This is a genomic window from Maricaulis sp. ABE4_448, assembly GCF_056160825.1.
Map to the genome: position 1 here is coordinate 77,793 of NZ_JBSWXX010000005.1, position 20,915 is coordinate 98,707.

General features: G+C 64.7%; 23 protein-coding genes. 7 read left to right on the top strand and 16 right to left on the bottom strand.

All coding sequences use genetic code 11. The features are described 5' to 3' along the window. Window positions 1–11 precede the first annotated feature (11 nt). The 8 genes from era to folK form a co-directional block, all read right to left on the bottom strand. Window positions 12–959 carry a GTPase Era gene (era, locus tag ACXAJV_RS14155; protein ID WP_475086082.1) on the bottom strand — a complete coding sequence of 316 codons (948 nt, stop codon included), beginning with the start codon at window positions 957–959 and terminating at the stop codon, window positions 12–14. Further along, entirely contained in the window at window positions 952–1,638 is a 687-nt protein-coding gene (rnc, locus tag ACXAJV_RS14160; protein WP_475086083.1) for a ribonuclease III, read from the bottom strand. Before rnc ends, era begins: the two co-directional genes overlap by 8 nt. Further along, a complete protein-coding gene (acpS, locus tag ACXAJV_RS14165; RefSeq protein WP_271185540.1) occupies window positions 1,631–2,059 on the bottom strand; it encodes a holo-ACP synthase in 429 nt (142 codons plus the stop codon). Before acpS ends, rnc begins: the two co-directional genes overlap by 8 nt. Beyond that, on the bottom strand, window positions 2,059–2,805 hold the full coding sequence (locus tag ACXAJV_RS14170) for a pyridoxine 5'-phosphate synthase (RefSeq protein ID WP_475086084.1): 747 nt from the start codon (window positions 2,803–2,805) through the stop codon (window positions 2,059–2,061). The genes acpS and ACXAJV_RS14170 overlap by 1 nt, the downstream gene beginning before the upstream one ends. After that, window positions 2,802–3,386 (bottom strand): orotate phosphoribosyltransferase, encoded by a 585-nt coding sequence (gene pyrE / locus ACXAJV_RS14175; RefSeq protein ID WP_475086085.1) that lies wholly within the window; start codon window positions 3,384–3,386, stop codon window positions 2,802–2,804. The genes ACXAJV_RS14170 and pyrE overlap by 4 nt, the downstream gene beginning before the upstream one ends. After that, window positions 3,387–5,615 carry a RelA/SpoT family protein gene (locus ACXAJV_RS14180; protein ID WP_475086086.1) on the bottom strand — a complete coding sequence of 743 codons (2,229 nt, stop codon included), beginning with the start codon at window positions 5,613–5,615 and terminating at the stop codon, window positions 3,387–3,389. A gap of 6 nt (window positions 5,616–5,621) precedes the next feature. Next, complete coding sequence (gene rpoZ / locus ACXAJV_RS14185) at window positions 5,622–5,993, bottom strand: DNA-directed RNA polymerase subunit omega (RefSeq protein ID WP_291888384.1); 372 nt, start codon at window positions 5,991–5,993, stop codon at window positions 5,622–5,624. A gap of 75 nt (window positions 5,994–6,068) precedes the next feature. Continuing rightward, window positions 6,069–6,599, bottom strand: a complete 531-nt coding sequence (gene folK / locus ACXAJV_RS14190) for a 2-amino-4-hydroxy-6-hydroxymethyldihydropteridine diphosphokinase (protein ID WP_475086087.1) — start codon at window positions 6,597–6,599, stop codon at window positions 6,069–6,071. Between the two features lie 34 nt (window positions 6,600–6,633). Here folK and ACXAJV_RS14195 point away from each other — a divergent pair, with 34 nt between their 5' ends. Next, on the top strand, window positions 6,634–7,173 hold the full coding sequence (locus tag ACXAJV_RS14195; protein ID WP_475086088.1) for a LabA-like NYN domain-containing protein: 540 nt from the start codon (window positions 6,634–6,636) through the stop codon (window positions 7,171–7,173). Further along, window positions 7,170–7,829 (top strand): uracil-DNA glycosylase, encoded by a 660-nt coding sequence (locus ACXAJV_RS14200; RefSeq protein ID WP_475086089.1) that lies wholly within the window; start codon window positions 7,170–7,172, stop codon window positions 7,827–7,829. Before ACXAJV_RS14195 ends, ACXAJV_RS14200 begins: the two co-directional genes overlap by 4 nt. Window positions 7,830–7,976: 147 nt before the next feature. Here ACXAJV_RS14200 and ACXAJV_RS14205 read toward each other — a convergent pair whose 3' ends face one another. Continuing rightward, a complete protein-coding gene (locus ACXAJV_RS14205) occupies window positions 7,977–8,177 on the bottom strand; it encodes a glutathione S-transferase (protein WP_475086090.1) in 201 nt (66 codons plus the stop codon). 67 nt (window positions 8,178–8,244) lie between these two features. Here ACXAJV_RS14205 and ACXAJV_RS14210 point away from each other — a divergent pair, with 67 nt between their 5' ends. Further along, the gene (locus tag ACXAJV_RS14210) at window positions 8,245–9,258 is read left to right on the top strand and encodes a GlxA family transcriptional regulator (RefSeq protein ID WP_475086091.1); all 1,014 of its coding nucleotides are present in this window, start codon (window positions 8,245–8,247) and stop codon (window positions 9,256–9,258) included. A gap of 6 nt (window positions 9,259–9,264) precedes the next feature. Here ACXAJV_RS14210 and smpB read toward each other — a convergent pair whose 3' ends face one another. Beyond that, entirely contained in the window at window positions 9,265–9,735 is a 471-nt protein-coding gene (gene smpB / locus ACXAJV_RS14215) for an SsrA-binding protein SmpB (protein ID WP_475086092.1), read from the bottom strand. 11 nt (window positions 9,736–9,746) lie between these two features. Beyond that, complete coding sequence (dapA, locus tag ACXAJV_RS14220; RefSeq protein ID WP_475086093.1) at window positions 9,747–10,628, bottom strand: 4-hydroxy-tetrahydrodipicolinate synthase; 882 nt, start codon at window positions 10,626–10,628, stop codon at window positions 9,747–9,749. Window positions 10,629–10,773: 145 nt separating this feature from the next. Here dapA and ACXAJV_RS14225 point away from each other — a divergent pair, with 145 nt between their 5' ends. Then, window positions 10,774–12,954: a lytic transglycosylase domain-containing protein gene (locus tag ACXAJV_RS14225; RefSeq protein ID WP_475086094.1), complete on the top strand. Its 2,181-nt coding sequence runs from the start codon at window positions 10,774–10,776 to the stop codon at window positions 12,952–12,954. A gap of 45 nt (window positions 12,955–12,999) precedes the next feature. Here the strand turns inward: ACXAJV_RS14225 and ACXAJV_RS14230 are convergent, their stop codons facing one another. After that, window positions 13,000–13,989: a threonine ammonia-lyase gene (locus ACXAJV_RS14230; RefSeq protein WP_475086095.1), complete on the bottom strand. Its 990-nt coding sequence runs from the start codon at window positions 13,987–13,989 to the stop codon at window positions 13,000–13,002. Between the two features lie 165 nt (window positions 13,990–14,154). Here ACXAJV_RS14230 and ACXAJV_RS14235 point away from each other — a divergent pair, with 165 nt between their 5' ends. After that, complete coding sequence (locus ACXAJV_RS14235; protein ID WP_475086096.1) at window positions 14,155–15,798, top strand: long-chain-fatty-acid--CoA ligase; 1,644 nt, start codon at window positions 14,155–14,157, stop codon at window positions 15,796–15,798. Window positions 15,799–15,867: 69 nt separating this feature from the next. On the opposite strand, the gene ACXAJV_RS14240 is transcribed toward ACXAJV_RS14235, so the two are convergent. After that, window positions 15,868–16,635, bottom strand: a complete 768-nt coding sequence (locus tag ACXAJV_RS14240; RefSeq protein WP_475086097.1) for an SDR family NAD(P)-dependent oxidoreductase — start codon at window positions 16,633–16,635, stop codon at window positions 15,868–15,870. A gap of 160 nt (window positions 16,636–16,795) precedes the next feature. Between ACXAJV_RS14240 and ACXAJV_RS14245 the strand changes: the two genes are divergently transcribed. Next, window positions 16,796–17,695, top strand: coding sequence for an AraC family transcriptional regulator (locus ACXAJV_RS14245; RefSeq protein WP_475086098.1), 900 nt, complete (start codon window positions 16,796–16,798; stop codon window positions 17,693–17,695). A 154-nt stretch (window positions 17,696–17,849) separates the two neighbouring features. Beyond that, window positions 17,850–18,044 (top strand): superinfection immunity protein, encoded by a 195-nt coding sequence (locus ACXAJV_RS14250; RefSeq protein ID WP_291888338.1) that lies wholly within the window; start codon window positions 17,850–17,852, stop codon window positions 18,042–18,044. Between the two features lie 288 nt (window positions 18,045–18,332). Here ACXAJV_RS14250 and ACXAJV_RS14255 read toward each other — a convergent pair whose 3' ends face one another. From ACXAJV_RS14255 to ACXAJV_RS14265, 3 genes are read right to left on the bottom strand one after another with little or no spacing between them, the layout of a single operon-like run. After that, window positions 18,333–19,007: a nitroreductase family protein gene (locus tag ACXAJV_RS14255; RefSeq protein WP_475086099.1), complete on the bottom strand. Its 675-nt coding sequence runs from the start codon at window positions 19,005–19,007 to the stop codon at window positions 18,333–18,335. A gap of 2 nt (window positions 19,008–19,009) precedes the next feature. Next, complete coding sequence (tdh, locus tag ACXAJV_RS14260; RefSeq protein ID WP_475086100.1) at window positions 19,010–20,038, bottom strand: L-threonine 3-dehydrogenase; 1,029 nt, start codon at window positions 20,036–20,038, stop codon at window positions 19,010–19,012. A 19-nt stretch (window positions 20,039–20,057) separates the two neighbouring features. After that, the gene (locus tag ACXAJV_RS14265) at window positions 20,058–20,903 is read right to left on the bottom strand and encodes a hypothetical protein (RefSeq protein ID WP_475086101.1); all 846 of its coding nucleotides are present in this window, start codon (window positions 20,901–20,903) and stop codon (window positions 20,058–20,060) included. Window positions 20,904–20,915: the final 12 nt, after the last annotated feature.

Sequence of the window (20,915 nt, forward strand, 5' to 3'; positions counted from 1 at the left end):
GACAGAGGCGCCTATACGTCGAAATCCAGGCCGACATCCTTGTAGTGGGAGCGGCGGGCCATCCATTTGGCGTCGACCTTCACATTGAGAAAGAGGTGGACCTTGCAGCCCAGCACCTCTTCCATTTCCTTGCGGGCCGCCTCGCCGATGGCTTTGATGGCACTGCCGCCCTTGCCCAGCACGATGGGTTTTTGCGTATCGCGCTCGACGATGACGGACTGCTCCACCCGGATCGAGCCGTCGCGCAGCTTCTTCCAGACCTCGGTCTCCACCATGGAGGCGTAGGGCAATTCCTCGTGCAGGCGCAGATAGACTTTCTCGCGCGTGATCTCGGCGGCCAGGATGCGGGATGGCAGGTCGGCAACCTGGTCTTCGGGATAGTGCCAGACGCCCTCGGGCATGAGGCCCGAAAGGAAAGTCTTGAGCTGTTTGACGCCGGAACCGGTCTTGGCGGAGATCATGAAGACGTCGGAATAAACGCCCGTCTCGTAGAGCTCCTGCGACATGGCGAGCAGATGATCCCGGTCGATCATGTCGACCTTGTTGAGCGCCAGGATCGCCTTGCGGCCGGCCTTGTTCAGACCGTCGATCACGCGCTGGTCATCCTGGACCATGCGTTTGTCGCCGCTCTTGGCACCACCATGTTCCAGCCGGGCCCGCGCACCGGCATCGATGACGTGCACGACGGCGTCGGCATCCTCGGCGCCGCTCCACGCGGCCGCGACCATCGACTTGTCCAGCCGCCGCTTGGGTGCGAACACGCCGGGCGTGTCCACCAGTACGATCTGGCTGCCCCCCTCCAGCGCCACGCCGCGCACGGCGAAACGGGTCGTCTGGACCTTGTGGGTGACAATGGTGACCTTCTCGCCGACCAGGGCATTGACCAGGGTCGACTTGCCGGCATTGGGCGAACCGATGACCGCGGCAAAGCCGCAGCGGGTTTGGGGCGTGTCAGACATGCTGTCCTTCGCGTTCGAGAAGTGCGGTGGCCGCAGCGCGTTCGGCGGCCTGTTTGGAACCGCCCTCGCCGATCGCCGGATCGAGCGGCGAGACGGTGACTTCGACGGTAAAGACGGGACGGTGATCCGGTCCCGAGCGTTCGGTGAGCTGATAGCGCGGCACGCCGTGCCCGGTACGAGCCGCCCATTCCTGCAGGGCGGATTTGGGGTTTTCCGGCTTGGCCTTCAGCGCCTCGATGCGCGGTCCCCAGAAACGGTCATAGAAGGCCTGCGCCGCCGGACGGCCGCCATCCAGATAGATCGCCGCGATCAGCGCCTCGCAGGCATCGCCCAGGATCGAGGTCTTGTTGCGGCCGCCGCCGCGTTCCTCGGACCGGCCCATTTTCAGCGCCTCGCCCAGATCGATCGACCGGGCGACATCGGCACAGGCATTCTTGTTCACCAGCGCATTGAGACGCGGCGCCAGCGCGCCCTCGCTGGCCTTGTCGAACAGGCGGAACAGGGCTTCCGCCGTCATCAGGCCCAGCACCCGGTCGCCGAGGAATTCCAGGCGCTCATAGGAACGCACGCCCTTGCGGCCATCGCCATAGCTGGCATGGGTCAGGGCGCGGTCGATCAGGCTCCTGTCCTTGAAGGCATAGCCGATCCGCGCTTCCAGTTCGCTCTGCGCGTCAGCCATGGAGCATGCCGTCCAGATGGTGGCCCAGCGGACGGGCCTCGATCACCACGAAAGCCTGGGCCCAGGGATGATCGTCGGTGATGGTGATATGGGCATGAGCCTCCATGCCCTGCGGCGTCAGCATGCGCAGACGCTCCAGCGCCCGCCCCGTGAAGGCGAGCGTCGGCTTGCCGCCGGGCAGGTTGACGACACCGATCTCCTTCCAGGACACGCCGCGCGCAATCCCGGTACCCAGCGCCTTGGCTCCGGCCTCCTTGGCCGCAAACCGCTTGGCATAGCTGGCCGCCCGCATGCGCCGCGCCTCGGATTTCGCCTGTTCGATCTCGGTGAAGACGCGCTGCACGAAACGGTCGCCGAACCGGTCCAGCGATTTCTCGATACGCCGGATATCCATCAGGTCGGAACCAAGGCCGATGATCATCAGCTTCGCTCCGCCCGCGCCTCGGCGATCAGGCCGCGCATGGTTTCGACGGTCTCGCGCAGACCGCGGAAGATCGCTTCGCCGATCAGGAAATGGCCGATATTCAGCTCGGCGATCCCGGGAATGGCGGCGACCGGCTTCACCGTGTCATAGGTCAGGCCGTGGCCGGCATGAACTTCCAGACCGCGGCCATGGGCGATGGCGGAAGCTTCCGCCAGCCGTTCCAGCAGGCGTTGCCGCCCGGCCGTGTCGCCGGCCAGTGCGGCCTCGCAATAGGCGCCGGTGTGCAGTTCGACCACGGCGGCGCCCATCGCCTCGGCGACGGCAATCTGCACCGGGTCCGGCTCGATGAAGAGCGAGACGCGGATCCCCGCCTCGCCGAGCTGACGCACAAAGGGCGCGATGTGATTATGCCCCGCGGCCACGTCGAGACCGCCCTCGGTCGTCCGTTCCTCGCGCTTTTCCGGCACGATGCAGCAGGCATGCGGCTTGTGCCGCAGCGCGATCTCCAGCATTTCCGGGGTCGCGGCCATTTCCAGGTTCAGCGGCAATTCGATCTCCGCCATCAGCCGGTCGATATCGGCATCAGTGATGTGGCGGCGGTCTTCGCGCAGATGCGCCGTGATCCCGTCCGCCCCGCTCTCGGCCGCCTGCCGGGCCGCACGCACGGGATCGGGATGGGCGCCGCCGCGGGCATTCCGGATCGTCGCCACATGGTCGATATTGACGCCGAGACGGATCGTCATGCCAGTCCACGGCTCCCGGGCTTGATCGCCGGAATGGCTTCCAGTTCCGGCGGCAGCTGGTCGGCCGGATAGGCCGGCACCTTGTATTCGGTCAGCGCGATCAGCGGCACGCCGACATCGGCCTCACCGCCGGAGCGATCCACCAGACAGGCCTCGGCCAGCACGGTGGCCCCGGTCGCCTGGATCGCCTCGATGCATTCGCGCGAGGAAAGCCCCGTGGTGACGATATCCTCGACCACCAGAACCTTGTCATCGGCGGTGAGTTCGAAGCCGCGGCGCAGGGTGAACTCACCGTTCTCACGCTCGACATAGAGGGCTTTCAGCCCCATCTGGCGCGCCGTTTCATAACCGGGGACGATGCCGCCGACAGCCGGAGAGACGATCACGGTGGGCTGTTCGGAGAGTTCGGCCTTCACCTTTTCGGCGAGCGCGCGGCACAGTTTTTCCGTCCGGGCCGGGTCGGCGAACACTTTGGCCTTCTGCAGGAAGACCGGGCTGCGCAGGCCCGAAGACAGGATGAAATGGCCTTCCAGCAAAGCGCCGGCACCGCGGAATTCAGCCAGAACCTCGTCGCGTGTCATCTATTCCTCGCTCTCTTCGTGATCGGCGCGCTTGCGCTCGGCGGAAACAACCGACGGGCACATGCGCAGCGCCGCCAGGATATTGGCCAGGTGCCGCGTGTCGAACACCTCGACATCGAATTCCATGTCGAAAAAGTCGGTCGAGCGGCGCCGCGTCTTCACGCTGGCGATATTGCCGCGATTCTCGGACACGGTTTTGGCGATCTCGGCCAGCACGCCCTGCCCGTTGTGCAGCACCGCCTCGATGCGGGCCATGGAGACCGCATTGTCCTCGGCCTCGGCCGTCCAGGCCAGGTCGAGCCAGCGATCCATCTCGTCTTCCTCGTGATCGGCCAGCGTCTCGCAGTCGATCGTGTGGATCTCGACACCCTTGTCCGGGATCAGGAGGCCGACAATCCGGTCACCGGGCAGCGGCGAGCAACAATCGGCGAAGTGCAGCGTCACACCCTGTGTGAGCCCGCGGCCCCGCACGAAGAGACGCGCCTTGTCGTCCTCGATCAGTTCGCGATCGGTGACATCGCCGCGCTCGTCGAGACGGCCCGGGAAGACCGCATTGAGCAGATCGCCGGACGACACCCGGCCCCGGCCCAGCATCTCGTAGAGCTCCTCGGCATCCTTCAGATCGAGCCGCGCCAGGGCATCGCCCAGATCGGTCTCGACCAGCTGGCGGCCTTCGCGGCGGAAAGCGTGCTCGGCCATGATCTTGCCGATGCGCTGGAATTCGTCGCGCTCGCTTTCGCGGATCAGGCGGCGGATCGCAGCCCGGGCGCGGCCGGTGATGGCCAGATTCTCCCAGCCCTGCGGCGGCTGGCGCACGCCGCCCTTCACGATCTGCACGACATCGCCATTGCGCAATTGCGTGCGCAGCGGACGTTCGCGGCCATTGATCTTGGCCGCTACCGTGGTGTGACCCAGTTCGGTGTGAACCGCATAGGCAAAATCCAGCGGCGTCGCGCCGGCCGGCAGCGAGATGAGATCGCCCTTCGGCGTGAAGCAGTAGACCTGGTCGGCGAACATTTCGAGCTTGGCATGCTCGAGGAATTCGTCCGGATCGCCGCCCTGGTTGAGGATTTCCACGAAGGGCCGCAGCCGCTCCAGCGGATCGCCACCGGCCGCCTGGGCCGCAGCAGGGTCGTATTTATAGGTCGAGTTCTTGTAGCGCCAATGCGCCGCCACACCGCTTTCGGCCACCGCTTCCATGTCCTCGGTGCGGATCTGCAGCTCGACGCGGACATTGTGCGGACCGATCACCGTGGTGTGCAGGGAGCGGTAATTATTCGGCTTGGGCAGCGAGATGAAATCGCGGAAGCGCTCGGGCATGCACCGCCAAGCCTGGTGGATCACGCCGAGGGCGCGATAGCACGCGTCCGGTGTCGTCACGATCAGGCGGAAAGCATAGATGTCGGCGATTTCCTCGAAGGTCAGCCCCTTGCGTTCCAGCTTGCGCCAGATCGAATAGGGCCGTTTCTCGCGGCCGAAGATCCGCGCCTCGATGCCGGCCTGTTCCAGCCGGTCGGTGATCGCCTGGGAGACGGCCGACACTTCCTGGGCATGTTCGTCGCGCAGGAGTTTGAGGCGTTTGTTGATCGACTCGTGGGCAGCCGGGTTGATGTGTTCGAACGCCAGGTCTTCCAGCTCGACGCAGACCCGGTTGATACCGATCCGGCGCGCCAGCGGCGCGTAAATTTCCAGCGTTTCCCGGGCGATCCGCTCGCGCTTGTCGGGCCGCGGGATGGCGCCCAGCGTGCGCATATTGTGCAGCCGGTCGCACAGTTTCACGATCAGCACACGCACATCGGCCGAGATCGCGACGACCAGTTTTTGCAGGTTTTCAGCCTGTTTGGTGCGCTTGGAGCGCAATTCCATCTGGCCCAGCTTGGTGACGCCGTCGACCAGGCTGGCGGTTTCCTCGCCGAACTCGCGGGTAAGGTCTTCCAGCGTCGCCGGCGTATCCTCGACCGTGTCGTGGAGCAGCCCGGTACACACCGTGGCCACGTCCATGTGCAGGTCGGCGAGGATCATCGCGACCTGTGCGACATGGGCAAAATAGGGCTCGCCCGACTGGCGCCGCTGCGGCCGGTGCGCTTCCTCGGCAAAATCATAGGCACGCCGCACATAGCCAGCGTCTACCTTCGGAAAATACCGATGGATGCGTGCGACCAGCTCGTCCGCACTGGGAATGGCGGGCGGCGGCGATGCCAGATCGGGTGACGTCGCGCCGTGGATCAATTCGCTCTACAGACGGCCGTCAGGCGCGCCGTCCCTGTCGTTCTGGAGCGCCTTGAGCATTTCCGCTTCGTCGAGCTCGACGGGCGGAGCCGGCAGGGCTTCCATGTCCTGCTTGGCGTCTTCCTTGGCGGCGTCTTCCTCGTCCTCACTCGGCAGCACGCGCTGAAGGCCGTGCACAAGGCTTTCCTTCAGGCTGTCCAGGTCGAGGGTCTCGTCGGCGATTTCGCGCAGCGCCACGACGGGATTCTTGTCCCGGTCGCGATCAATCGTCAGCGCCGAACCGGCCGAAATGTTGCGGGCGCGATGCGCCGCCATCAGGACGAGGCGGAAACGATTGGGGATTTTATCGATGCAATCTTCGACGGTGACGCGAGCCATGCGCGCGATCTCCTTGAACCAGCGCTGGAGTTGGAACCGCGTTTCCTAGCTCTGCCGCCCTGCAAAAGCAAGGCTTCAAGGCGCTTTCTGCGGAACCGTTTGCAGCTTTGACATGGCGTCGCGGTCGGCGCGGGGCAAGGCCTCGACCAGATCGCCAATGCTGCGGCCGCTCACAGGATCGTGCCAGCCGGGCGCAATTTCCTGCAGCGGCAAGAGAACAAAGGCGCGCTGCGTCGCCCGGGGATGAGGAATTTCCAGCCCGTCTCCGGCCTTCAGAACAGTGCCGCGATGATCGATCAGATCGAGATCCAGCGTGCGCGGCGCATTGCGCTGGCTGCGTTTGCGGCCGAACCGCGCTTCCACCCGGTGCAGAAGGTCCAGCAGCGCGCGGGCAGACAGGTCCGATCCGACTTCGGCAACGGCGTTCACATAGGGCGGATCGGAGGGATCCGGCCAGGCCGGGCTCGACCAGTCCGACGAACACGCGACAACAGACACGCCCTCGCCCGCCAGCGCCTTGAGCGCCAGGGCCAGCGTTTCCTGCGGCGTGTGGCCGCCTTCTGGAAGGTTAGCGCCAAGCGCGATATAGATGCCGGCAGCAGACATTTTCGATCCGTGATTTTTTAAAGGATACAATCAGATGGCATTTTATCCCGACGAGCGCATCGGTCTTTTCATCGACGGCGCCAACCTCTTCTCCACCACCAAGGCGCTGGATTTCGACATCGACTTCAAGCGGCTGCTGGATGAATTCCGCAAGCGCGGCAAGCTGATCCGGGCCAATTACTACACTGCCCTCCTGGAACAGGAGGACTACAACCCGCTGCGCCCGCTCGTCGACTGGCTGGACTATAACGGCTTCTCGGTCATCACGAAGCCGGCGCGCGAGTTCACCGACGAGAGCGGGCGCCGCCGCATCAAGGGCGATATGGATATCGAGCTGGCCGTCGACATGATCGAGGCCGCCGCCTACCTCGACCACATCATCCTGTTCTCCGGCGATGGCGACTTCCGGCGCGCCATCCAGGCGGCCCAGTCCCGCGGTGCACGTGTGAGTGTGGTCTCCTCGCTGAAGACCCAGCCGTCCATGGTCTCCGACGATCTGCGCCGGACCGCTGACACCTTCATCGAACTGGCCGATCTGGAAGGCATGATCGGGCGCAACGGAGGCGGTTCGTGAGCGCAGCCTATCCGGCCGAAGCCCCGCTCGACTGCCCGCTCTGCCCCCGCCTCGTCGCTTTCCGCGAAGCGACGGCGCGCGATCATCCGGACTGGCATAATGCGCCGGTTGAATCCTTTGGCGATCCTCAGGCGCGGCTGCTCGTTGTGGGGCTGGCGCCCGGGCTGCGCGGTGCCAACCGCACCGGCCGCCCCTTCACCGGCGACTGGGCCGGCGATCTGCTCTACGCCACGCTGGGCAAGTTCGGCTTCACCCGTGGCACCTATGACAGCCGGCCTGATGACGGGCTGACGCTTGTCGATGCGATGATCACCAATGCCGTGCGCTGCGTGCCGCCGGAAAACAAGCCGGTCGGTGCGGAAGCCAATGCCTGCCGCCCCTTCCTGACGTCGCGGATCGCGGCCCTGCCCCGGCTTCAGGCTGTGCTTTGCCTGGGCAAGATCTCGCACGACAACACGCTGCGCGCACTGGGCCACAAGATGAAGGACGCCACCTTCGGCCACGGCACCCGGGCGAAGCTGAACGGTCCCGACGGCCCGCTGCAGCTCTTCGACAGCTATCACTGCTCGCGTTACAACACGAATACCGGCCGGCTCACCGAAGCCATGTTCGACAGCGTGTTCGCCGACATCCGCGCCTATCTCGACTCGAATTGAGGGGGTGGCCCGGCGCCGGACGGAACTCATCCTGGCAGAAAAGGTGACCGGACGCCGCATCATGTCTTTGCCGGCCGTCCTAGCATCGCTTGGCAGGCAACAGGGAGCGTAGATCCAGGCCGGGTTATCCACACAGTTCAGCTTTTGCTAACCCTCTGTATTGCGCACCGCGTTCGCCGCCACCAAACCGTCGAAAAACTGCAGCGCCACCCGGAACTTGTCGCGACATCCGGGGTTACAGAAGCCGACAGTATGCCCGCGATAATCCGTCAGACTGTCGGCCGCCACCGGCTTGCCCGACCACGGACAGGTCTCGTTCAGCACCGTATTCATTCGCCCGGATTGCATTGCTCTCTTCCTTCCCGCCTCGCTTTGCGGTTTGATATTTCGAAGAAGCGATGGCACAAATGACGTTATGCCCACATTTTCTGCCAAACCCGAACATATCGAACGACACATCGCCTTCCTGACCTATGACCGGGTCAAGCTGCTGGACGTGACCGGTCCGTTGCAGGTGTTTTCCGATGCCAACGAGCTGCTCGGCCGGGGCGCGTACAACACCACCCTCGCCTCGCTGTATGGCGGTCCGGTGACGACCGACACCGGCGTCGCGCTGAACACGCGGCGCCTGGCGGGTGTGGGCCTGGACAGCAGCGATACGCTGATCGCATGCGGTGGCGACGGGGTCTATGCGGCCAGCCGCGACAACCGCCTGGTCGCCGGCATCCAGCGCGCGGCGGAGAAATGTGGACGGGTCGCCTCGACCTGCACCGGCGCTTTCCTGCTGGGCGCAGCCGGACTGCTCGACGGCCGCCGCGCGGTGACGCACTGGCAGCGCTGTAGTGATCTGGCCCGGATCTGCCCCAAGGCCGACATCGATCCGGACCCGATCTTCATCGAGGATGAGGGCGTGTGGACCTCGGCCGGCGTTACCGCCGGAATCGACCTCGCCCTGGCGCTCGTGGAAACCGATCATGGCCGCGACCTGGCCCTGGATCTGGCGCGCAACATGCTCGTTTACGTGAAGCGGCCCGGCGGCCAGTCGCAATTCTCCGAAGCCCTGAAACAGCAGACCCAGTCGGCCACCGGCAAGTTTGACGCCCTGCATTTCTGGATGAAGGACAATCTGACGGCCGATCTGCGGGTCGACGCCCTTGCCCATCGCAGCGGCATGAGCCCGCGCAATTTCGCCCGGATCTATACCGAGGAAACCGGCATGACACCGGCCCGCGCCGTCGAGCAGATGCGCGTCGAGGCCGCCCGCGCCATGCTGGAAAACCCCGGCGTCAGCATCAAGACGATCGCCATGCGCACCGGGTTCGGCAATGACGAACGCATGCGGCGCAGTTTTGCCCGCCAGCTGGGCATCACGCCGCAGGCCTATCGGGACCGGTTTGCCGTGGAAGTCGCGGACAGCGTCGCGGGCTGATCGCGGTCAGCCGTAATTCTTCAGAAGACGGGATTTCTGCTTATCCCACTCGCGGCGCTTGATCGTCTCGCGCTTGTCGACCGTCTTCTTGCCCTTGGCCAGGCCGATCTGGAGCTTTGCGATACCGCGATTGTTGAAGAAGAGGCGCAGCGGGATGATCGTCCGCCCGTCGCGGGTCACCGCCCCGGCCAGCTTCTCGATCTCGTTGCGCTTGAGCAGGAGTTTGCGATGCCGGCGCGGCTCGTGGTTGAAACGGTTGGCCGGGCCGTAGGGCGGAATATCCGCATTGACCAGCCAGATTTCGCCGCGTTCCGGGCTGACATAGCTCTCGGCGATATTGGCGCGGCCTTCGCGCAGGGATTTGACCTCCGAACCCATCAGCATCAGGCCGGCGTCGAACGTCTCCTCGATCTCGTAATCGAACCGGGCGCGCCGGTTGACGGCGACGGCGCCGGTCTCTGTCTTGGGTTTGCTCATGGGCGCATCATCTAGGCAGCGTCCAGCAGTCCGGCAATGACCATCGCCTCACGGACTGCAGCTTTCGACGCCTCATCCGGCTCGGTCAGCGGCAGGCGCAGCTCGGTATTCATCACGCCGAGCAGCGACATCGCATACTTGGTCGGGCCGGGGCTGGCCGAGGTGAACAGGGCATGATGCAGCGGCAGCAGGCTGTCATTGATCGCACGGGCCGTTTCCCAATCGCCGGACAAGGTGGCGGCCTGGAATTGCGCGCACAGGGCCGGCGCCACATTCGAGGTGACGGAGATCGCGCCGACACCGCCCGTCGCATTATAGCCCAGAGCCGTCGGGTCATCCCCGGACAGCTGCACGAAATCCGTACCGATCAGGCGGCGGTGCTGGGTCACGCGGGCGACATCGCCCGTGGCATCCTTGATGCCCACGACATGCTCAAGCGTCGCAATACGCGCCACAGTGTCGGCCTGCAGGTCGATCACGGTGCGGCCCGGCACATTGTAGACCACGATCGGCAGATCGACGGCGTCATTGATCGCCTTGTAGTGCTGGTACAGGCCTTCGGCATTCGGCTTGTTATAGTAGGGCGCCGCGATCAGCCCGGCATCGGCACCAAGTTCCTTCGCGCGCACCTGATTCTGGATCGCGACAGCGGTATTGTTCGAGCCCGTGCCGGCGATCACCGGCACACGGCCGCGCGCCGTCTCGACGACGATCTCGACGACCCGCATATGCTCCTCGAAGGTCAGCGTCGCGTTTTCGCCGGTCGTGCCGCAGGGCACCAGACCGTGCGAACCGGCCTCGATCTGGCGTTCGGCCAGCGCGGCGACGGCCGCCTCGTCAACGGCACCATTCTTGAACGGCGTGACCAGCGCAGTGATGGACCCTTTGAACATGTTTCAATCCCGGAAACCGAAAAACGAGCGCGCGACCATATCGACGGGCACAGAAACGGCCAAGTCTTGTTGTCAAGTCTGGACAGTGAGCCGGTCTTGCAGCGATGATGTCATGCCCCTTCGGTCAGAAAGTGTCCTACGATCCATGATCGCTTATTGCCTTTCCGCGCTGGCACTCATTGCCCTTGCCGTGCCGGCCTCTGCCCAGATTCCCACGCCGCGCATGCGGCCGGATCCGGTGAATTTCTCGCAATACCTCTCGGACGCCGATTTCACGCGCTTCCAGCGCGGTCTCGACGCGGCGGACGACGAGGACTGGATCCGCGTGCGCGAGATCCGCGATGAACTCACCGACACCTCGGCCCGCGATGTCCTGCTTTGGCGCATCGCCCTGGGTGATGCCCGCGCGAGCTTCCTCGAGCTCGACATGGCGCTGAACGAGCTGGACAACTGGCCGCGCGACAGCTTCATCCGCTCGGAAGCCGAATCCAAGATTGATGAAAGCGGCATGACCGCGCCCTTCATTGTCTCGTGGTTCGAGAACAATCCGGCGACCACGGGCCGTGGCGCGGTGGAATACGCCGAAGCGCTTATCGAGACCGGTCGCATCGAGGAGGGCGAGGCCCTGCTGCGCGAGACCTGGCGCCATGAATTCCTGCCCCTCTCGGTGCAGAGCGAGACCTATCAGGCCCACCGCGATCTCTTCACCGAAGACGACCACATGGCGCGGATCGACTATCTGATCTGGTCGAACCAGCGTACCGCCGCCCGCCGGGTCCTGCCGCTTCTGTCGGGCAATAATCATGACCTGGCCGATGCCCGACTGCGCCTGGCCGGCCGCCAGAGCGGTGTCGACCGCGCCGTCGACCGCGTACCGGCCTCACTGTCCAACGATGCCGGACTGGTGTTCGAACGCGCCCGCTGGCGCCGCCGGGCCGGTCTCACCGACACCACCCTGCCGCTGCTGCTGCAACTGCCGGACAGCTATGGCAATACCGATGCGCTGGAACTGATGTGGACCGAGCGCAAGCTCATGATCCTCAACCTGGTGCGCGATCGCGAGTATGAAACAGCCTACGCTCTCGCCCGCGCCCATGGCATGAGCGCAGGCGCCGATTTTGCCGATGCGGAATTCGTCGCCGGCTGGCTCGCCCTGGTCCATCTCGACCGCCCGGAAGAGGCCCTCGCCCACTTCACGCATCTGCGCGACAATGTCTCCACGCCGGTCTCGCGCTCGCGCGGTTCCTACTGGATGGCCCGTGCCGCCGATGCACTCGGCCGCCACGGGGAAGCCGCGGCCTATTATGCCGAGGCCGGCGAACACTCGACCGCCTTCTACGGCCAGCTCGCCCTGGCCCAATTGCCGGATGCGTCCGGTGGCGGCGTCATGGCGCTGGAACGCGAGCCGGAGCCGGACGAAGCAACCCGCGTGCGCTTTGAAGCGCGGCCGCTGGTGCGGGCGATGCGTCTTCTGGCCGAGCAGAATGAGGAATACTATTTCCGCCTGCTCTCCTATCGCCTCGACGATCAGCTGACCGATCCGGCGGAATCCGTGCTGCTGGCACGCCTGGCGAGCGAATATCTCTACATGCGCCAGTCGGTGCGCGCTGCGAAGGCCGCCCGCCAGCGCGGCATCATCCTGCCGCAAAGCGCCTATCCCACGATCACCCTGCCCCAGAGCGCGGCCCTGCGCCCCGAAGACGCCCTGACCCACTCGATCATCCGCCAGGAAACCGAGTTCGGGCAGCACGCCGTGTCCGGCGCGGGTGCCCGCGGCATGATGCAGATGATGCCGGCCACCGCCCGGCAGACCGCACGCCAGGTCGGTGTACCCTATCGCTTCAGCTGGCTGACGGACGACCTGGACTACAATCTCACCCTCGGCATGCATCACCTGGCCGATGTGGTGGAGGATTTCGACGGGTCCTACGTGCTGGCACTGGCAGCCTACAACGCCGGTTCCCACCGCGCCCGCCGCTGGATCCGGGATTATGGCGACCCGCGCGATCCGGACGTTGATCCGGTCGACTGGGTAGAAAGCATTCCCTTCTCCGAGACCCGCAATTACGTGCAGCGCGTGATGGAAAATCTGCAGGTCTACCGCTCGCGTCTCGATGACGATGCGGCCGTGCCGCTGCTGATCGAGGAGGATCTGCGCCGCGGTTCCGAACCGGTCCTGATCTTCACGGACGAGGCCGGCATGCCCCGCCCGTTCAATGTGGAAACGGATGCGCTCGAACCCGGTGAAACCGGTCTCGATGACGAGGGCTCAGCAGCCGGGTCGGAAGACGGGAATTACGAGCAGGCCGACGAATCGGGCCGCTAGGGAAAACTCGGGAGGCGTTGCCGGTGCCACGGCGCCGGCTTGCGCCTAGAGACTTTCCAGTGCGCGGGCGAACATGGCGCGGTCGACATTGCCGCCGCTGGCAATGACGCACACCGTCTTGCCGCGTGTCTCGACCCGGCCGCTCAGCACGGCCGCCAGGGCCACGGCTCCGCCCGGTTCGACCACGATCTTCAGATGGCGCCAGGCAAAGGCCACAGCCGCCAGGGCTTCGTCATCGCTGACAGCGGCACCGCCGGCCAGCTGGCCGGAATTGATCGACCAGGTCAGCTCGCCCGGTGTCGGCGTGATGATCGCGTCACAGACCGAGCCGGTCAGCCGCTCATTCACTTCCCGCTTGCCGCTGGCGAGCGAGCGGCGGAAATCGTCGAACCCGACCGGCTCGGCCGCCCACACCTGCACTGACGGGTGGTGGTGCAGCATCGCCATGCCGGTACCGGCAATCAGACCGCCGCCGCCAGCCGGACAGATCACGACATCCGGCACGGCCCCGGCTTCAGCCATCTGTTCGCTGGCTTCCAGTGCAGCCGTGCCCTGGCCGGCAATGATAAAAGGGTCCTCATAGGGCGGCACGAGAACGCGGCCCTCGGCCTCGGCAATGGCGCGGCCCATCTCCTCGCGATTCTGGGTGCCGCGATCGTATTCCACGACCTCACCGCCCCAGAACTTCACGCCCTCGACCTTCGAGCGCGGCGCATCGGCCGGCATCAGGATCTTGGCCGTCGTGCCATTGATCCGCGCCGCCGCGGCAACACCCTGGGCGTGATTACCCGAGGAGTAGGCCATCACGCCGCGCGTCTTTTCGTCTGCATTCATGCGTGAAATGCGGTTGAACGCGCCGCGGAACTTGAACGATCCCGTGCGCTGAAGGCATTCCGCCTTCACGAACACCCGGGCGCCGGTGCGCTCGTCGAGCACGTCATTGCGCAACAAGGGGGTACGGACCGCATGTCCCGCCAGGCGTTCCGCTGCGTCGGCGATATCGGAACAGGACGGCGGGATCAGCGGGCTGGACATCAAAACTCTCCCGTGGCGAGACGCAGATTGGGCTGGCGAAAGCCGTCAGGACCCCATAGGCAATTCACATCGATTGAGCAAAGGGATTGCGCCGCGGCCCGGGAATTCGTTTGATGGGAAAAACACCAAAACAACACAACGGTTGACCAGTTAAGGGGAGAGAGCATGACATTCCGCGCACACATGATGGATTGTCCGCTGATGATTTCGGACATTCTTGTCCACGCGGCCAAATGCCATGGCGGCCAGGAGATCGTGACACGCCTGCCGGAGACGGGCGAGATTCATCGCGAGACCTATGCCCAAGCACATGAGCGTACAAAACAGCTAGCGAATGCACTCAAGAAGAAGCTGAAGATTCGCGAGGGCGACCGCGTCGCCACCATCGCCTGGAACTCGCATCGCCATTTCGAGCTCTATTACGGCATTTCCGGCATGGGCGCCGTGGTCCACACGGTCAATCCGCGTCTCGATCCCAAGCAGATCGTCTGGATGCTGGAGCACGCCCAGGCCAAGGCGGTCTTCTTCGACAAGCAGTTCGCACCGATCATCGACGGCATCTCGAAGATGTGCAAATCGGTGAAGAACTGGGTGCTGATGACCGACCAGTCGCACGCCGATGCGGTCAAGACCAAGTGCAAGACCTATGAGGAACTGATCGCCGAACAGTCGTCCGATTTCGACTGGCCGGTGTTCGACGAGCACACCGCGGCCGGCCTGTGCTACACGTCCGGCACGACGGGCGACCCCAAGGGTGTCCTTTATTCCCACCGTTCCAATGTGCTGCACGCGATGGCCTGCTCGGCCTCGGACGTGATTGGCGTGGGCGCGCGCGGCACCCTCTTGCCGGTGGTGCCGATGTTCCACGTCAATGCCTGGGGCATCCCCTACGCCGCGCCGATGAACGGCGCCAAGCTCGTCATGCCCGGCGCGCAGATGGACGGGCAGAGCATTCACGAGCTAATCGAGGGCGAGAAGGTCAACTATGTCGCCGGCGTGCCGACGGTGTGGCTGGGCCTGCTCAACTATCTGGAACAGGAAGGCAAGCGCATCGACTCGATCGATCGTGTGCTGATCGGCGGCTCGGCCCTGCCCGAAGCGCTGCTGCGCGCCTATGAGGACAAGTATGACGTCGTCATGCAGCAGGGCTGGGGCATGACCGAGATGAGCCCGCTGGGCACGGTCAATGCCTCCCTGCCAAAACATGACGCGCTGGACCGCGAAGAGCAGATCAAGATCAAGCTCAAACAGGGCCGCCTCGTTTTCGGTGTCGGCATGCGTGTTGTCGACGATGCGGGCAAGGAACTGCCCTGGGACGGCAAGTCCTCCGGCCATGTGCAGGTGCGCGGTCCGTGGATCGCGTCGGCCTATTACCGCGGCGCCGGTGCCGACAGTTTCACCGAAGATGGCTGGTTCAAGACCGGCGATGTCGCCTATCTCGACGGCGATGGCTATATGACCATCACCGACCGCTCCAAGGACGTGATCAAGACCGGCGGGGAATGGATTTCCTCGATCGATCTGGAGAACGCCGCGATGGGCCATCCCGATGTCGCCATGGCGGCCGCAGTGGGCATGCCGCACCCGAAATGGCAGGAACGGCCGCTGCTCGTCGTCCAGCCCAAGCCGGGCATCACGCCGGACGCCGAGTCGATCCTGGACTATCTGCGCGGCCAGGTGCCCAAATGGTGGGTGCCGGATGCGGTGGAATTCATCGACGAGATGCCGATCGGCGCCACCGGCAAGATCCTCAAGACGAAGCTGCGGGAAATCTACAAGGATTATGAATTCCCGACCGTCGACGCCTGATCGGTCCTTGCCTTATTGACGCAATGTGCAACGCCCGCCCCTCCCGGGGGCGGGCGTTCGCGTTCGGGATCAGAGCGCCTGGCCGCCGGAGACCTCGATACGCTGCGCCGTTAGCCAGCCGAAATCGCCGGTCAGCAAGCTGGAGATCGCGCCGCCGATATCGTCGGGCTGACCGACCCTGCCCAGAGCCGTCACCGAGGCGATTTCGGCATTCATCTGCGCATTGTCACGCACCATGCCACCACCGAAATCCGTCTCGATCGCGCCGGGCGCGACCACATTCACACGGATCCCCCGCACGCCCAGTTCACGGGCCTGGTAGCGGGTCAGCGCCTCAATGGCCCCCTTCATTGCCGCATAGGCGGCAAAGCCGGGCAGCGTGATGCGGGTCAGGCCCGAGGAGATATTCACGACATGCCCGCCATCGCGGATCAACGGCAGGAGCGCCTGGGTGAGGAAGAAAACGCCCTTGAAGTGGACATTCACCAGCCCATCGAATTCGGCCTCGGTGACTTCGGCGAAAGGCTTGTAGACGCCATGGCCGGCATTATTGACCAGGAAGTCGATCCGGTCGCGCTGCCAGCCCTCGGCCAGGACAGATTTCACGACCTCGGCAAAGCCGGCGAAGCTGGCGATATCGCCGGTGTCGAGCTGCAGGATCGCCGCCCGGCGCCCCAGCGCCTCAATCTCGGCCATGGCGCTTTCCGCCTCCGCGCGATTGCCGCGCCAAGTCAGGATGACATCGACGCCCTTGCGGGCCAGATGAAGGGCGGTATTGCGGCCCAGCCCGCGGCTGCCGCCGGTGATCAGGGCGATGGGGATGGTTGATTGGGTCATGGGAAAGGCTCCGGTGTTCAAGACGCCCCTCATCTAGCGGCGGCCGCAGGATGCGGCCTGCCGCATGCTCCGGAAAACCTGCCCGATCCTCCGCAACTCCGGACTGCCCCGCTTGCACGGCGCGCCGCCCGCGCGTAGTCCATCGGGGCAGGAGCCATGCATGACCGATCTCGACAACCTGAAACGCGACATGACCCGGAATGCCGACCTGCTTGGCTTCGACGCCCAGCCGAACGCGACCGGTGTGCCCGGCCTCGACCTTGTGCGCAGCCGGGCACCGACGCCGCTCGATATCGTCGACTACCGGCCAATTTTCTGCCTGGTCCTGCAGGGCGCCAAACAGACCGTGATGGGCGATACCGCGCTCACCTTTGCCGCCGGCCAGACCCTGATCGTTGGCCTCGATCTGCCGACCACGGCGCGCATCGTCTCCGCCAGTGCCTCGGCGCCCTATCTCTCGCTCGGTCTGGCGATCGATATCGCGCTCCTGCGCGAACTCATGGCCAGCCTGCCGGCCGATGCACTGCCGCCACCGCGCACGGAGTATCGCTGTTCCGCCATGACGGTGACGGAAGCCGATCCGGCCCTTGTCGATGCCATGGCGCGTCTTTACCGCCTGCATGACCAGCCGGACGATCTGCCGGTCCTGGCGCCGCTGACGGTCCGGGAAATCCACTATCGCCTGCTGCGCAGCCCGGAGGCGCCGCTCCTGGCCAGCCTGACCCGGCCGGACAGTCATGCCAGCCGTATCGCCCGCGCCATCGTGCGCATCCGCCGCGAATTCGACACAGCTCTGCCCGTTGCCGATCTGGCCCGCGAGGCGGGCATGAGCGCCTCAGCCTTTCACGAGCATTTCCGCAGCCTGACCGGTACGACGCCGCTGCAATACCAGAAGACGCTGCGCCTCATGGAAGCCCGCCGCCGGCTGACCGACACCGCCGAGAGCGTCTCGGCCATCGCCTTTGCCATCGGCTATGAAAGCCCGACCCAGTTCTCGCGCGAATACAGCCGCCAGTTCGGCCGCCCGCCGCGTGCAGAACGGGCACTCAGGACCGCCTGACGAAGCCGGTTCCCGGACATTCCCGAGGCCTTGCAAAGAGAGGCGGGACGAAAATCCGTCCAATCCCCCCTTCCCCGCTATTGCGCTCCGCCGGCCCCGCTCATACATTCATATCGAAATTCGATATGAAGTGGAAACGGAGATGGAGATCGTCATGATGGGTGGAGCGGAGTTCGGCATCATCGCCTTGCTGCTGATGTTCCTGCCGACGCTGATCGCGCTCTTGCGCGGTCACGACAACACCTTTGCGATCTTCCTCACCAACCTGCTTCTGGGCTGGACGGTGATCGGCTGGGTCGTCGCACTGATCTGGTCCTTCACAGCAATCCGCCGGCGCATGCGGGCCTAGGGTTCCCCCCCCCGAACGGGAAACCGGTTCCCTCACTCCCGGTTTCCCTGGCAAAAGCGCCCCGATCAGATAACGGTTGGTCGGCAAATCTGGCGCCCGGATCCTCCCCCGATCCGGGCGCCCTGTTTTTTGGGCAATTGTCCAGTGAAGTGCTTTCCCCCTCATCCGCCGCTTCGCGGCACCTTCTCCCCGGGGAGAAGGGGGGCTTGCGGCACGCGGGATCGAAACTCCCTCTCCCTGGGGAGAGGGTCGGGGAGCGGGGGAAGACACCGCCATCGGCGGGTTCGCTCACAACCAGGTCGTGATCTCGTCCAGGGATTTTTTTACCAGCGCGTGTTCCGGCACGGTCGCACCCTCGGCCGGATAGCCGCCGACGATCAGCATGTAGGGCTTTTCAGACACCGGACGTTCGCAGACCTCGTTGAGGAAGCGCATCGGATTGGGCGTGTGGGTGAGCGTCACCAGACCGGCCTCGTGCAGCGCTGCCAGCAGGAAACCGCAGGCAATGCCGACGCTCTCATTGATGTAGTAATTCTTCTTGTCCTGCCCCGCGCGCTCGCCGCCGCGCTTCTGGGCGAAGACCGCGATCAGCACGGGCGCTGTCTCGAGAAACGGCTTGTCGGCATCCGTGCCCAGCGGCGCGAGCGCCTCGAGCCATTCCTCCGATGCCTTGCCGGCATAGAAGGCCCGTTCCTCTGCCTCGGCCGCCTCGCGCAACGCCTTGCGGCGCTCGGCGTCGCTCAGCACGACGAAATGCCAGGGCTGGTGATTGGCTCCGGACGGGGCCGAACCGGCGGCCAGGATGGCCTGTTCGACGATCGCACGATCAACCGGACGGTCGGAATAATCGCGCACCGTACGGCGGCGGCGGAGGTTTTCGGTGAAGGCCGCAACCCGGGACGACATGTCCTCGGGCGCATACTCGACAAACCCTTCCAGCGGAACGCGTTTCTCGGCACCCATGATCAGCTCCAGTCCAGAACCACCTTGCCCGACTTGCCCGCCCGCATGGCGTCGAAACCCTTCTGGAAGTCGTCGGCGGAATAGCGGTGGGTGATGATGCGCGAGACGTCGAGACCGCTTTCGAGCATGGCGATCATCTTGTACCAAGTCTCGAACATTTCCCGGCCATAGACGCCTTTCAGCGTGATCGCCTTGAGAACGAGCTGGCCGAAATCCACCTCGATCGGCTTGGACGGCAGGCCGAGCATCGCGATCTTGCCCCCCATCACCATGGACTGGAGCATGGAGCCGAAGGCTTGCGGCGCGCCGGACATTTCCAAGCCGACATCGAAGCCTTCCGTCATTTTCAGGTCGGCGCGCACATCGTCGAGGCTTTCCTTCGAGACATCGACCGTGCGGATATTCGGCGCGACCTGGCTGGCCAGGTGGAGGCGGTGCGTATTGATATCGGTCAGCACGACATGGCGCGCACCGACATGGCGCGCAATCGCCGCCGCCATGATGCCGATCGGTCCGGCACCGGTGATCAGCACATCCTCGCCGATCAGGTCGAACTGCAGCGCCGTGTGCACGGCATTGCCCAGCGGATCGAGAATGGCGCCCATCTCGTCGGGCACTTCTTCCGGCAGCGGCACGACATTGAAGGCCGGCAGTTTCATGTATTCGGCAAAGGCGCCGGGGATGTTCACACCGACACCGCGCGTGTCTGGATCGAGGTGGAAACGGCCTGCCCGCGCCGCGCGCGAGGTCGCGCCGACGACATGGCCCTCGCCGGACACGCGCTGGCCCACTTTCACGCGGGTCACATTGCCGCCGACCTCGACGATCTCGCCGGCATATTCATGACCCACCACCATCGGCGTCGGCACATTCTTCGCGGCCCAGTCATCCCAGTTATAGATGTGGATGTCGGTGCCGCAGATGGCGGTCTTGGTGATGCGGATCAGCACATCGTCCGGGCCGATCGTGGGCATCGGCACGTCGTCTATCCAGATGCCTTCTTCCGGCTTGGCCTTGACCAGGGCTTTCATGGCGTTTCCTCGACCTTTGCTAGCGGGTGCCCTTCTTGCGGGACCCTTTGGGCTTGGCGAGAAAATACATCACCGCGGCGGCGGGAAAAGTGAGCATGAATGGAATGAGCAGTATGCTCATGATTTCTGCGACATGGCCGTTCGACCCGGTCAGCCAGGTGAGGCAGATGGCGAAGGCGGCCAATGCAGGCGGCACCGCCAGCCAGCGCCGCCATTCATGCCAGACCGGTCGTCCGGAAAACCATAGCAAGGCCGACAGCAGCACCGCATAGGTCGCCATCAGCGCCCATTTGATCCAGGTGTCCTCGCGCAGGAATTCGATCCGGATCGGCAGGAAGCTGTCGAACACGAAGGAGGCCAGTTCCAGCGCCGGCGGAGCATTCTCGAACACTTCGTCCGACAGGCAGTCGCGCAGGACCGGATCGCCGGCCTGATCGTCCGGCACGGTCTGGGCGTTGCAATGCGGGTTCTCGATCTCGTCGAGAATATCGTCGATCGTGGCGTTCTCCTGCCAGTCCGCAACGATCGTCGCCACGGCCAGGCCGACACCGAGAACGGCGAGGATATTGCCCCGCATCGCCATGCCCAGAAACAGGCAGGCGGCCATGCCCGCATAGGCGATGGGGAAGAAGACATCGATGAACTGCACGTGCCGGATATAATCGCGCATCTCTGCGCCGGCCTCGCCCTGCAGGAAATCCAGATGCGCCACCTGCGTGGCAAATTCCAGGGCCAGGATGGGGGTGCTGAAACCGGAATGCAGCGGCACGGCCGGTTTCGGCGGCGTGCCGAAGGCGAGCGTCAGCAGGGTCGTTGCCAGCGCAAACAGGATGCAAAGCCCGAAGGCCCAACGCGATGGTGTCATGTCAGCCTCCCC